The following is a 12,781-nucleotide window of genomic DNA, read 5'->3' as shown; positions in this document are numbered from 1 at the left end:
GTCCAGCGTAAGGCGACGCGCGCCTCGGGTCAAGCGCTGCCAGGGTGGATGTCGCGATAGGGTTCGTATGTACGAACGCAGGGGAGTCCGTCATGACCGAGTCGACCGCCAAGGCCCACCGGACGGTCGGGCGCGTCACCAGCATCCTGGAGTGCGTCGCACGGCAGCCCGGAATGCGGCTGCACGAGCTTTCGGTGGCGCTCGACGCACCGAAATCCTCGGTGTTCGGCCTGGTCAAAGGGCTGGTCTCGACCGGCTACCTGATAGAGGCCGACGGTGCCTATCAGCTCGGCCCCGCGCTTGGGAACCTGCTCACCGGCGGCCTGCCCGGCATCGCGACCGCGGCCCGGCCCGCGCTGGAGGAGCTGCGGCGGCGGTTCGGCGAGACGGTGATGCTCGGCGCCGCGGTCGGGGATTCGCTGATCTACGTGGACGCGGTCGAGTCCGAGCAGCCCATCCGCTACTCCGCGCCGTTGCGCACGCGACGGCCGTTGTACCCGCCGAGCGCGGGCAAGATCTTCCTCGCGCACTGGTCGGCACGGCGGCGCGAGGCGTACCTGCAGTCGGTGCTCCCGGATGCGGAGCGAGTGCGGGCTGCGATGGACGAACTCGACACCGTCCGCGCCAAGGGTGTCGCGCTCAATCGCGGCGAAACGCTGCCCGACGTGAGCGCGGCGGCGCGGCCGATCCTGGTCGACGGAGAGGTCGTCGCGGCCATCGCGGTCGCGGGCCCGACCACGCGGATTTCCGAACGCCTGCCCGAGATCGGCGACGCGCTGGGAGACATCACGGCTGCGGTCGTGAAGCGCTGGGAAGCCGCGCGCCAGGGCTGAGCCCGAATTCCCGAAGACCCTTGACCGGTGTGTTCGCGGTCTCTTAGCATCCGGATATACGCATCAAGCGTTCTCAAATACGCACGCAACGGCGCGCGCCGGCTGGCTTCCGCTCGCCTGTGCCCCAGTTCCGGAGAGCAGGACCATGCCCAGTGTTGTGCACGACAGCGTCGGAACGACCCGGAAAGCCCCGCGCGGAGTCGGGGTCGCGGTGGTCGTCGGCTCCGCGCTCGAATGGTTCGATTTCTACCTCTACGCGTCGATGGCCGCGCTGGTGTTCGGCCACGTCTTCTTCCCGCCCGGCAACGACGCCGCCGCGACCATGGCCTCGGTCGCGACCTTCGCCGTCGGGTTCCTGGCCCGCCCGATCGGCGGCATCGTGTTCGGCGCGCTCGGCGACCGGATCGGCCGCAAGAAGGTGCTGTCGTGGACGTTTGTGCTGATGGGCGTTTCCTCGGCAGGGATTGGGCTGCTGCCCAGTTACGCGAGCGCCGGACTTCTCGCGCCGGTGCTGCTCGTCGTGCTGCGGCTGTTGCAAGGCCTGGGCGCCGGGGCGGAATTCGGCGGCGCGATCGCGGTCGCGTACGAGCACGCTGATCCGCGCAAACGCGGGCGGCAAGGTTCGTGGCCGGCGCTGGGCGTGAACGTCGGGCTGCTCGTCTCCTCGCTCGCCGTCGCCGGACTGACCACTTTGGACAAGGAATTCCTGCACGGCTTCGGCTGGCGGATCCCGTTCCTGGCCAGCTTCCTGCTCGTCGGCGTCGGGCTGTGGGTGCGCCGCCGGGTGCCGGAGACGCCGGAGTTCGAGAACCTGGTGCGGAGCAAGAAAAACCGGCCGCGCGGTTGGGCGAACCGACCGCTGGTGAAGCTGTTTCGCAGCGACTGGCGCGCCTTGGCGGTGGTCATGGTGATCACCATCGGCTACAACGGCGTCAGCTATGTGTTCAAGACCTTCTCGCTCGCCTACCTGACGAATTTCCGTGGCGTACCAGCGAATATCGGCGCGCTGGGGATCAGCATCGCGAGCGCGGCGGCGATCGTGACCGTGCCGATCGCCGGATGGATCAGCGACCGCGTCGGCGCGAAAAAGGTCGTGGTCGCCGGCGCGGTGGCGACGGGCTTGCTGGCATTCCCGTTCTTCTGGCTGCTCGACACCGGCACCAGCTGGCTGATCTGGCTCGGTCTCGTGCTGGCGACCGGCGTCGTGGTCCCGGCGATGCTGTCGGCGCAGGGCGCGTTCCTGGCCAAGCAGTTCCCGGCCGAGGTCCGCTCGACCGGCCTCGGCACCGGGCGCGAGGTCGGGGGAGCAGTGTCCGGCGGGCTCGCGCCGCTGGCCGCGCTGGCGATCGTGGAAGCGTCCGCGACGCACGCGACCTGGGGTGTTTCGCTGCTGTTCGTCGCGGGTGCGTTGTGCATCGGGCTGGGTGCGCTGGCCGATCAGAGTCGCGGTGCGCTCAACTGAGCCGCGGCCACCGGGTGCGGGTCTTGGGCAGTTCCGGACCGTAGACGGCTTCGGCGACCGAACGCTTCAGGTTCGCGCAGTGGTGCAGCACGTGCGCCGGAAACCCAGTGCCGGAAGGGCGTTCCGGTGGCTTCTCGGCCCCGGCGGGCGTGAGCGTCCAGCCGGAGCCGAGGTCGATCAGGCTGCGGTGTTTGGTGGTGTAGTACTCCGGCGAAACGTCGATCGCCACGCCGGTGGCGCCCGCCGCGGCGGCGACCAGGTGCAGGTGGAAGCGGCTGGAAATCCACGTCTGCCCCGGCGCGAGCGGAAGGCCGCGGTGCCACACGTCGCGGAACGGGTGGAACTCCGCGCCGGGAAGTTCGTGTTCCAGCAACGCGAAAACCTCTCGGTCGACGCGAGGAATCCCTTCCACCACAGCGAGTTCGCCCGGCGGAAGCCGCCACGCGCGCACCAGGTCGAGCACCTGCGCCGCGAGCACGGACGGCCGCTCGGCGCCGATGTCCGACTGCACGCACAGGACGAACTCCCGCGACGTGGGCGTCGTCGGCGGACGCGGGTCGAGGAAGACGTCGTCGCAGGTCCGCTCCACGCCCGCGACCCCGTGCAGGAGTTCGGCGGACGGATCGTCGCGGACGTCGACGACGTCGAACCGCTCGGCGAGCGCGCGCAGCAACCCGGCAGCGCCCGGAGAAAACGGGACGAAGCCCTGTCCGGTCATCGCTGAGCGAGCGTGCGAACGCTGTGCCGCGGCCGCGGCCCCGGCAACCAGTCCGAGGTGCCGGGGCCACAGCGCGTTGACGTAACCGCCGCCGATCAGATGCACGACGTCGAGCCGGCCCAGCAGTTCGATCCCCGCGTCCCAGCGCGGTGCCCGACCGGGGTCGTGCACCGCGGCTTGTACCCAGGACGCGACTTCCCACGGATCGTCCGACGGCGCTTCGCCGCACAGCCGCCACAAGGTGTCCGTGCAGCGCAAACGCGGATGCAGGTCGCCGAACAAATGCTGGGCCGGCCCCGGCGAATGCGTGTCGAGCCAGACTTCGGCGTCCGGTTCGGTGCGGGCCAAGCGGCGGATCCAGGCAGCGGCGATCAGCTCGTCGCCGAAATTCGGATATCCGCTCGGCCCGACCAGGTAATGCCGGCGGGGGGACGGGGCTCGGGTCACGAAGCGACAGTAAGCTGCGTGTCCAACGCCTGGTCGCCCTGGGCCTTTTCGCTTCCGGTCGGCTCCGCCTGCACGCGGTCCTTGGCGACGCCGTCGCCCTCAAGCGCGGTCGAGATCGCCTGCGCGCGCTCTTCGGAAAGCTTCTTCGCCTTTTCCGCGTCCGGGTAACCGGCGTGGGTCTCGACCTTCAGCTTGACATCGTTGCCCTGCATGGCTTTCGCGATCGCGGCGAGGCCTTCCTTGGCCTGGCTGGTGAGTTCGGCCTTCTCCGGCTCGAACTTGATCGGCGAGGCCTGCGAGGCCTGCTGGATCGCGGCGGTGACCGCCTGCGCGGCCGGGCCGTTCTGCCCGGCGGCTCCGTTCTGGCCCGGCGCGCCGTTCTGGCCGGACGCGCCTGCCTCGCCGGACTGGGCGGCTCCGCTGGACTGGGCGGTGTTCTGCCCGGACGCTCCGGATCCGGACGAGTCGTTCGATCCGCCCGATCCGCACGCGCTGACCAGCGCGACGACGGCTGCGGCCCCGACGACCGCCTTGACGAGTGCCCTCTGCATGAGAATTGCGCTCCTTCGGCTGGGTTCGCCGGGATCTGAACACGGGGTCAAGGCAGCGGCAACCGCGGCGCGCCCGGCGAACGCGGCGAGGCGTCGTGCGGTTTCGCGCTGTCAGCAGGGCGGGGGCGGCTGCCCGCCGCCTCACCCGGCAAGGTCGACATCCACCCGGGTGAGGGACCCGGCTAGTCCACAAAGGACAGTCAACCGGCGGTGCTCCGGCTGGTGTATAACGTCCTATTCAGCGCGCGGTGCGGCATTTCGCCCGGCCGCGCCGACGGCGAACCGGAGGCGCGCGTCCGGTCCGCACCAGCTCTGCGGAGACCAGGACCGGCTACGGATTCCAGGGGTGCATCTCAGGGTGTTCCCCGATGCCGAGCCGTCAGAGCCGCCAGCATGCTGATCGATGTGACCCTCATAACGCGGAAGGCCAGGGCGACGGCGCCCGTCATCGCCGCTGCGGCCCTGGCTTTTTCGCTGGTGCCGATCCTCCTGCTGCACGTGGTGGCGGCGGGCGCGATCGACCCGGTCCGCGACGTCATCAGCGACTACGTCTTCCCGCCCGGCGGGGCGGTGCTCCTGGCGGCGGCCTCGCTCGGGTTGGCCGGCGCGTCGCTGGCGGTCCGGCACGCGCTGCTCAGGCAGGGGTTGCCGAAACGCGGCCTGGAGTCGGTGCTGATCGCGTTGTGGGCGGCCGGATTGGTCATCGCGACCTTCTTCCCGACCGATCCGTCCGGCGTCGAAACGTCGTTTTCCGGTGCGGTGCACCGCTATGCCGGTGCGGCGATGTTCGTCTGCCTGCCGCTGGCGGGATGGTTGCTGGCGCGCCGGCGGCCGGAAGCGAAGGCGGTGCGCTGGCTTTCGCTGGCGTCCGGTGCCGCTTCGCTCGCCTTTCTGCTGGCCCACGCGCCGTTGCTGGAGCAGTCCGTGCCCGAGTTCCTGGGGCTGTTCGAACGCGTGCTGTACGCCCTGCTCTACGCACAACTCTTCGCCGTCACCGCGATGGCCCGATCCGAGGTGGCCGCATGACGATCCTCGCCATCGCACTCGCCGTGCTCGGTGCGGTTTTCTTTTCCACCGGTGCGCTTCTGCAGCACGGCGTGGTCACCGGATTGTCCGGCCGGCCGCGGATCGGGGAGCTGATCCGGGCGCCGCGCTGGCTCGGCGGGCTCGCCCTGCTCGGGTCGGGGGCGGGCGTGCACGCGGTCGCACTGGGGATGGCCCCGCTGACCGTCGTGCAGCCGGTCGGGGTGATTGCCGTTGCGATTACTGCGATTCTCGACCGGCGGCGGCGGGATCTGCCCGCGGTCGCGGTCACCATGCTCGGCGTCGGGACGTTCGTCACCGTCGCCGCGGACAGCACCACGAGCACCGCGGTCGGCGCCGACGCGCAGACGCGCGCGGCATTGCTGGTGCTGGGGGCCGTGGCGTTGCTGACTTTGATCGGCGCGATTTCTTCCCGTCCGTCGATCCGCGGGCTGTGTTTCGGCGCGGCCGGTGGCGCCGCCTACGGCTTCGTCTCGGTGTTGATGCGAGCGGTTTCCCTCGAAGTCCAAGAGGGCACGGTCGATTTCAGCACCGCGGTGTCGGTCGCCGCGATGGTGACGGCGCTGCTGGCCGGCGGCTGGCTCGTGCAGCTGTCCTACCGGTGCGGTCCGCCGCACCTCGCCGTCGCCTGCCTGACCGTCGTGGATCCGCTGGTCGCGGTGGGTCTCGGCGCCGGGGTGCTCGGCGAAGCCACCCACCTCGACGCCACGGCGACCGCGGTCGCGCTGACCGCGGCGGTACTGGCCGTCGGCGGCGTCGCGGTGCTGAGCCGCAGCAGTTCTTCTCCTGTCCATTCCACCAGATCGGAGCACCCTGTGAACGACGACCGGGCTTTGCGCATCGTGGTCGCCGCCGAAACCTATCCGCCGGACGTCAACGGCGCGGCGCAGTTCGCGTACCGGCTGTCCGCCGGACTCGCCGGCCGGGGGCACGAGGTCCACGTGATCAGCGTCGACCCGGACGGCCCGGCGAGCACCGAAAGAGACGGCGACGTCGTGGTGCACCGGGTCCGGTCGCATCGCACCCCGTTCCACCGGACCTTCCGGATCGGCCTGCCCTGGGAGGTGAGCAAGGACGTGGCTGCGCTGCTGGAGGAGTTGCAGCCGGACCTTGTGCACGTCCAGGCGCATTTCGTGGTCGGCCGGTACGTCCTGAAGCACGCCGCGTCCAGGGGGATCCCGGCGGTCGCGACGAACCACTTCATGCCGGAGAACCTGTTCGGCCACGTGCGGGTGCCGATGTGGCTGCGCGGGGCGGCTTCGCGGTGGGCGTGGCGTGACCTGACGCGAGTGTTCTCGTCTGCGCGGGTGGTGACTGCGCCGACGCCGCGTGCGGTGGAACTGTTGCACGACAACGGCTTCCCGGAGCGTGCAGTCCCTGTGTCGTGCGGTATCGACATCGACCGCTACCGGTCGCGGAAGGTTTCGCGGACGTCCGACGATCCGACGGTGCTGTTCGTCGGACGGTTGGACGAAGAGAAGCGCGTCGACCAGCTGTTGCGTGCGGTCGCGCTGCTGCCCGGACTGCGTGCGGAGATCGTCGGCGACGGTTCGTGCCGTGCAGAGTGGGAGAAGCTGGCGGGCGAGCTCGGGATCGCCGACCGGGTGCGCTTCCGCGGGTTTGTGTCCGAAGAGGACTTGCTGGACGCCTACGCGGCCGCGGATCTCTTCTGCATGCCGGGCATCGCCGAACTGCAGAGCCTCGCGACGATGGAGGCGATGGCGGCCGGGAAGCCGGTGGTGGTCGCGGACGCGATGGCGTTGCCGCACCTGTGCCGTCCGGGCTACAACGGCTGGCTGTTCGAGCCAGGCAACGTGGGGGAGCTGGCCGAGCGGCTGCACGCGGTCGTCGCCGACCCGGCGACGTTGGCGCGGATGGGGGCGGCGAGCGGCAAGATGATCGCCGGGCACGCGCTGGAGTCCTCTTTGGACTCCTTCGAGGCCTGCTACGCCGAGGCGATGGGCCGGGTCGCGGCGGTGCCCGCGGCCGCCTGAGGCCATCGGGGGGAACTGGGGGATGGCCGGGTTCGCCGGACGAAGGGGAGGGATCCGGCGAACCCGGCCGGACTCTACGCGAGAGTGATCGCGTAGAGCTGGACCCGCGGGTCGTTCGGCAGGCTCACCGACTGGACGGTCTTGGCTCCGTCCACTGTGGAGAAAATGCCGAAGAGCCGCACCGGCGGACCGTCGACGCCGCTGCCCGCCTTGATCCGGTGCGGCATATCGAGCGCGACGGTCGTGCCGGACGGCGTCGACCCGGCCCAGTCGCCGAACGCCACCGGGAGATCCGCGCTGGATCCGTCGCTGTAGTGCACGGTCAGCGAAGTGGACACCGGACCGTTGTGCGACGAGCCGATCAGCTGGACCGCCTGGTGCTTCCCGGCGGGCAGCAGCAGCGATTGCCCGCGTGCTTCCACGAAGTTCGCGGCAGTGCCGGTCGGGTCGGGCGCAGCGTAGGTAACTCCATTGTGGACAAAGGTGCCAGCTGGCGGCATCAGAGCGGCGTCGTAGCTCCAGCCGCCGCCGTCGAAGTTGCCCTCCGTGGACGCTGCGACGGTCGCGGTCCCGTCATGGTTGCGGTCGTGGCTGAGATCGACCGCGCACTGGGTTCCGGACGTCGTCGCGCACACCGTCGGTTCGCGGACCTCGATGCTCGTGGTGCGGGTGACGGTGTTCGCGCCCGGGCCGGATGCCTTGAGCTGCACCGAATACGTGCCGACTGGCGTGTTCGCCGGAACGGTCACCGAGACCGGCGCGGTCTTCTGCGTCGGCAGCCGGAAGGACCACAAGAGCTGCAGCGGATCGGTCTGCACCCGCCAGCCGGACGGTGCCGACGAGGTCACGAAGACCGGTTGCGCTCCGGGTTTCTGACCGAGCACGTCGAGGTTCAAGTGGACAGTCTGCGCCGAGGATTGCTGCGGCAGCACCACGGAACTCGGCCGCAAGGTCGCGTCCACGTGCCGACGCAGATCGCCGGTGGCCTTGTTGACCGACGGCGGCTCCGTTCCCGGCTGTGTGCCCCAGTTCGACGGCGTCGCGCCGACTTGGTAGGCGAGCTGGCCGCCGTGTGAGACCGCGGACCAGTCGAGCCAGGTCTGCCGGACGTCCCGGCCGTCGAGCGAAACGCTTTGCACGTAACGGTTCGCGTCGCTCGCGCCGGGCGCGGTGACGGTCAGCGTGCCGCCCTGCTTGCCCTCGTACTGTCCGATCTGGACAGTCGCCGACTCGAACTGCGGACTGGACACGGCGAGGAAGTTCGCGCCGCTCATCGTCGGGTACAGGCCGAGCGAGGAGAAGACGTACCAGGCGGACATTGTGCCGAGGTCGTCGTTGCCGGTCATGCCGTCCGGGCCGGTGGTGAACAACGTCATCGCCGCGCGGACGACGGTCGCGGTCTTCGCCGGGGCGCCGACCCAGTTGTACATGTACGGGGAGAGCAGGTCGGGTTCGTTGTTGGGGTTGTAGGTGGCCTTGGCGTAGTAGTCGTACGGGCTGGCGATCCAGTCCTTGCGCGCGGTGCCCGCCGGGTCCTTGAGCAGGTTGTCGTAGGCGAAGAAGGAGTCGAGCCGCTTTTCGGTCGCCTGCTTGCCGCCCATCAACGCGGTCAGCCCGGCCGGATCCTGCGGAACGAGCCATTGGTACTGGTAGGCGCCGCCTTCGTGGAACTGATGGTCGGCGTCGACCGGGTTGTACGGCGTGAGCCAGGTGCCGTCCGTGGTGCGCGGGCGGAATTGCTTGTCGGCGGCGTTCCAGACGTTGCGGTACCACTGGCCGCGGTCGGCGAACATGCGCGCGTCGGCTTGGTGGCCCAATCCCTTGGCCATCAACGCGAGCGCGGCGTCGGCGGCGGAATACTCCATGGTCGCCGAGGTCGGGTGCTCGCAGTCGTTGTCGCCGCCCTTGGCCGCGCAGTCCTTGCCGAGGGTGAGGCCGCTCGGAATGTAGCCGCGGTCGTTGTAGTAATTCACGCCGGAGCGCCCGTTGTACGGCGAATCGGCGGGTGGGGTGCTGGTCGCGTTCTTCTTGAGCAGCCCGTACGCCTCGTCTTCATGACCGGCCAGCAAGCCCTTCGACCAGGCTTCGACGAGGAACGGCGTTACCGGGTCGCCGGTCATGATGTTCGTTTCGCTGCCCGCCAGCGCCCATCTCGGCAGCCAGCCGCCGTCGCGGCCGATCGACAGCACGGACAGCGCGACATCGCGGGCTACCTGCGGTTCCAGCATTTCGAGCAGCTGGTTCTGCGGGCGATAAGTGTCCCAAAGGGAGAAGTTCTGATACGGCGTGTAGCCGTTGGCGCGGTGGACCTTGCCGTCGAAACCGGCGTAGTCGCCGCTGATGTCGCCGGCCAGGTTCGGGTGCAGCTGCGCGTGATAAAGCGAGGTGTAGAAGGCGGTCTGCCGTTCGGTGGTGCCGCCGCTGATCTTGATCGCGCCGAGCCGGTCCGCCCACTGCTTGCGCAATGCGGTGCGGGTGGCGTCGAAGTCGTAGCTGTCGCTGGTTTCTTTCGCGAGGTTGTCCCGCGCGCCCGCGAGACCGGTGTAGGAGAGCCCCACCTTGAGGACGACATCGTGGTCAGTGGTGGCGTCGAAGCTGACCCACGCGCCATTGCCGCCGGTACCCGCGGCGTCGCGGTTGCCCGCGGTGCGGGTGGTGCCGCGCCAGGTGCCGTAGGAGGCGAACGGGCGGTCGAAGGTCGCGGTGAAGTAGACGGTGTGCTCGTCGTGCCCGGCGCAGAAGCCGCCCGCGCGCACGCGACCCTCGAGGGTCCGGTCGCCGACGACGTGGATTTCGGAATCCTTCACGGACTGGTTCGCCTGGCCGGTGTTGAACAGCACGTTGGCCTGGCCGGTCGACGGGAAGGTGTAGCGCTGCCAGCCGGTGCGCGGGGTGGCGGTGAGCTCGGCGTTGACGCCGTACTTCTTCAGCCCGACGCGGTAGTAGCCGGGCTCGGCCTTCTCGTCGTCGTGGCTGTACTCGGATTTGTAGGAGTTCTTGTCGACGGAATCGACGGCGCCGGTGGTCGGCATGACCGGCAGCTCGCCCATGACGCCGCAGCCGACGCCGGAGAGGTGGGTTTGGCTGAAGCCGTAGATCGAGTTCTGCTGGTAGTCGTAGCCGCCCTGGCCGCCGGTGTCGGGGCTGACCTGGACCATGCCGAAGGGGGCGCTGGGTCCGGGGAAGGTGTTGCCGAAGTTTTGGGTGCCGACGAATGGGTTGACCAGGGAGACCGGATCCGCGGCGCTGGTGGCTGCGGTGGCGGTGGCGGTTGTGCAGGGGGCCAGTCCGGTTGCCACGAAGGCTGCCGCCGCGAGTGCGGCCGCCCGTCTCTTCTGCGACCACATGGACGCGTTACCTCCAGGGCTGACAACGTTGTCATCGTGCGAACCGGTGCGGAGGCGACCGGCTGGTGAGCAGCTTGTCATCCTGGAGGGGGTTTGAGAAGGGCGACAACGGGACAGCTTCCGGGCCCGCGTTCCAGGGCCCTCGCTGACTTTGATTCCGCCGCGGTTGTCTTCCCGGTCAACCATGGTTCGTGAGGGTTCCCCTCACGGCCCGCCGGTTCCGGCAATCGCGGCACTTCCCGTGCTCCGCCTTCCGGAGGGTTCGCTTCCCGCTCAGCCTCGGTTCGTGAGGGTTCGCCTCACGTAACCGTGGTGCGGTGGGGCCCCGCACCCCGAAGCTTGATTGTGCTGACGGTCTGGGGGTGCTTGTCAAGGCGGGAAAGATGCCTTGACAAGCACCCCCAGACCGCAGGGACGCTTCGTATCGGGGTGCAGGGCGGGGGCCGGGTGCCTCGATGGTTGGGTGCACCGGAGTCTGTGGGGATCGTGGTTCGTGAGGGTTCCCCTCACGGAATCAGAGTCCCTCAGGGTTCCCCTCACGGACTGCTAGCTCCGGCAAACGCAGCACTGCCTGTGCGCCGCCGTCGGGCAGGTTTTCGAACTTCAGTTCCGCCCCTAGCACTCGCGCTTGCGCGACTGCGATCGTCAGCCCTAGCCCGTGTCCGCCGCTGCGGGCGTCTGTGCCGGTTCGGAATCGTGCGGGTCCTTCCCGGAGCAGGACTTCCGGGTAGCCCGGGCCTCGGTCGCCGACCACTACACATCGGCCATCCACCGTCACCGTCACCGGCGCGGCTCCGTGTTTGGCCGCGTTCGACAGCAGGTTCGCCAGGATTCGTTCCAGTCGTCGGGGATCCGTCCGCACCTGGACTGCGCGAGGAGCCACCGCGTCTGGTACTCGGCGCCGCACGAATTCCGCCAAGTCGATCTCCGCCAGGTCTGCGCGCTCGGCGGCGGTGTCCAAGCGAGCCACCTCCAGTACGTCCTCCACCAGCGATCGCAGTGCGGCGACTCGGTCGCGGACCAGTTCGGCCGGGCGTCCGGGTGGCAGCAGTTCGGCGGCGGTTACCAGGCCGGTCACTGGGGTTCGCAGTTCGTGTGCGATGTCTGCGGTGACCCGTTGTTCCGCGGCCAAGCGCGCTTGCAACGCGTCCGCCATCGCGTCGACTGCTTGGGCGAGATCGGCCGTTTCGTCTCGCGGACGCGGGCCGATTGCGTCGCGCACCCTCGCTGGCGCGCCGTTCGCGACGTCTCGGGCGGCGTCGGCGGCCCGTCGGAGCCGGCGTGCCATTCCGGCGCCGAGCACGACACCCAGCAGGGCACCGGCGACGGTCACGACAGCGGAACCGGCCAGCAGCTCCTGGTCCAAGGTGGCCAGTGCCTGAGTTTGCGACGCGTAACTGGTCCGGACCGAGACGATGTGTCCGCCGGTTTCGGCGGCAGCCCACAGAACCGGACCGTCCAAATAGGTCGCTCGGTTGCCGCCGCGGACGGCGTCGCGCAGGGGGGCGGGCAGGGTCGGATCGTCGAATTGGCCGTCGACACCGGGGTTGCGCAGAAGCAGCTGGATCCATTCGTCCTGCGCATGCCGCGCCTGCTCGGCTTGGGTGCGCGCGAATTGCTGGTGCACCAGCAAACTCAACGTCACCGCGACCGCGGCCGACACGAGGGTCACCGCTGCGGTCAGCCGCCACCTCAGCGTGGCGGGGAAGAGTTTCACGGCTCGGCGCGGAGCTTGTATCCGAAGCCCCGCACGGTCTGCAGCCGTTCCTGGCCGATCTTCACGCGCAGCCGCTGCACGTGGACGTCGACCACGCGCGTATCGCCGCCCCACGCGTAATCCCAGACGCTGGCCAGCAGGGTGTCCCGGCTGAGCACAGTCCCGGGCGATTCGGCGAAGCGCAGCAGCAGCCGCAGTTCGGTGGGGGTCAGGTCCACCGGCTGGCCGGCCCGGCGCACGTCGAGCCCGGCGCGGTCGATTTCGAGGTCGCCGAAGCGGACGAACGCGTCCTCCTCGGGCCCGGACCAGCCGCTTCGCCGCAGCACCGCCTGGATCCGGGCGATCAGCACCGCGGTGTCGAACGGCTTGGTGACGTAATCGTCGGCGCCGGCTTCGAGGCCGAGCACGACGTCGACCGCATCGTCGCGGGCGGAGACCATCAGCACCGGCGTCCGGCTTTCCTCGCGGATCCGCCGGCACAGGCTGACGCCGTTGAGCCCGGGCAACATCACGTCGAGCAACGCCACGTCCGGCGGCCGCGCGCGGAACTGGTCCAGCCCGGCGAGCCCGTCCGCGGCCGTCGAGACCCGGAACCCGGCGCGTTCGAGCGCGAGCTGCGTCGCCTCCCGGATCACGTCGTCGTCCTCGACGAGCAGTACCTGCGTCAT

General features: G+C 69.6%; 9 protein-coding genes. 4 read left to right on the top strand and 5 right to left on the bottom strand.

Annotated features, from left to right (window positions below):
- The first annotated feature begins 92 nt into the window (after window positions 1-92).
- On the top strand, window positions 93-833 hold the full coding sequence (locus tag ACFXI3_RS06080) for an IclR family transcriptional regulator (protein WP_344279654.1): 741 nt from the start codon (window positions 93-95) through the stop codon (window positions 831-833).
- Window positions 834-978: 145 nt separating this feature from the next.
- On the top strand, window positions 979-2,295 hold the full coding sequence (locus tag ACFXI3_RS06075) for an MFS transporter (RefSeq protein WP_378398331.1): 1,317 nt from the start codon (window positions 979-981) through the stop codon (window positions 2,293-2,295).
- On the opposite strand, the gene ACFXI3_RS06070 is transcribed toward ACFXI3_RS06075, so the two are convergent.
- Window positions 2,288-3,460 carry a polysaccharide pyruvyl transferase family protein gene (locus ACFXI3_RS06070; RefSeq protein ID WP_378398329.1) on the bottom strand — a complete coding sequence of 391 codons (1,173 nt, stop codon included), beginning with the start codon at window positions 3,458-3,460 and terminating at the stop codon, window positions 2,288-2,290. The genes ACFXI3_RS06075 and ACFXI3_RS06070 overlap by 8 nt on opposite strands.
- Window positions 3,457-4,011, bottom strand: a complete 555-nt coding sequence (locus tag ACFXI3_RS06065; RefSeq protein WP_378398328.1) for an OmpA family protein — start codon at window positions 4,009-4,011, stop codon at window positions 3,457-3,459. Before ACFXI3_RS06065 ends, ACFXI3_RS06070 begins: the two co-directional genes overlap by 4 nt.
- Before the next feature lie 393 nt (window positions 4,012-4,404).
- Here ACFXI3_RS06065 and ACFXI3_RS06060 point away from each other — a divergent pair, with 393 nt between their 5' ends.
- Window positions 4,405-5,037 (top strand): DUF998 domain-containing protein, encoded by a 633-nt coding sequence (locus ACFXI3_RS06060; protein ID WP_378398326.1) that lies wholly within the window; start codon window positions 4,405-4,407, stop codon window positions 5,035-5,037.
- Window positions 5,034-7,049, top strand: a complete 2,016-nt coding sequence (locus ACFXI3_RS06055) for a glycosyltransferase (protein WP_378398324.1) — start codon at window positions 5,034-5,036, stop codon at window positions 7,047-7,049. Before ACFXI3_RS06060 ends, ACFXI3_RS06055 begins: the two co-directional genes overlap by 4 nt.
- 74 nt (window positions 7,050-7,123) lie before the next feature.
- Here ACFXI3_RS06055 and ACFXI3_RS06050 read toward each other — a convergent pair whose 3' ends face one another.
- The 3 genes from ACFXI3_RS06050 to cseB form a co-directional block, all read right to left on the bottom strand.
- Entirely contained in the window at window positions 7,124-10,396 is a 3,273-nt protein-coding gene (locus tag ACFXI3_RS06050) for a GH92 family glycosyl hydrolase (RefSeq protein WP_378398322.1), read from the bottom strand.
- A gap of 514 nt (window positions 10,397-10,910) precedes the next feature.
- Complete coding sequence (locus ACFXI3_RS06045) at window positions 10,911-12,113, bottom strand: sensor histidine kinase (protein WP_378398321.1); 1,203 nt, start codon at window positions 12,111-12,113, stop codon at window positions 10,911-10,913.
- Window positions 12,110-12,781: a two-component system response regulator CseB gene (cseB, locus tag ACFXI3_RS06040; protein WP_378398320.1), complete on the bottom strand. Its 672-nt coding sequence runs from the start codon at window positions 12,779-12,781 to the stop codon at window positions 12,110-12,112. The genes ACFXI3_RS06045 and cseB overlap by 4 nt, the downstream gene beginning before the upstream one ends.

Source organism: Amycolatopsis sp. NPDC059235, assembly GCF_042754125.1.
GTDB classification, from domain to species: domain Bacteria; phylum Actinomycetota; class Actinomycetes; order Mycobacteriales; family Pseudonocardiaceae; genus Amycolatopsis; species Amycolatopsis albidoflava.
Note: the sequence above shows the minus strand (reverse complement) of the source record. Positions and strands in the feature narration are given on the sequence as shown.

Coding starts and splice junctions, on each gene's coding strand:
- ACFXI3_RS06080 (WP_344279654.1), top strand. CDS start 93: ATGACCGAGTCGACCGCCAAGGCCCACCGGACGGTCGGGCGCGTCACC.
- ACFXI3_RS06075 (WP_378398331.1), top strand. CDS start 979: ATGCCCAGTGTTGTGCACGACAGCGTCGGAACGACCCGGAAAGCCCCG.
- ACFXI3_RS06065 (WP_378398328.1), bottom strand. CDS start 4,011: ATGCAGAGGGCACTCGTCAAGGCGGTCGTCGGGGCCGCAGCCGTCGTC.
- ACFXI3_RS06060 (WP_378398326.1), top strand. CDS start 4,405: ATGCTGATCGATGTGACCCTCATAACGCGGAAGGCCAGGGCGACGGCG.
- ACFXI3_RS06055 (WP_378398324.1), top strand. CDS start 5,034: ATGACGATCCTCGCCATCGCACTCGCCGTGCTCGGTGCGGTTTTCTTT.
- ACFXI3_RS06050 (WP_378398322.1), bottom strand. CDS start 10,396: ATGTGGTCGCAGAAGAGACGGGCGGCCGCACTCGCGGCGGCAGCCTTC.
- cseB (WP_378398320.1), bottom strand. CDS start 12,781: ATGACGCAGGTACTGCTCGTCGAGGACGACGACGTGATCCGGGAGGCG.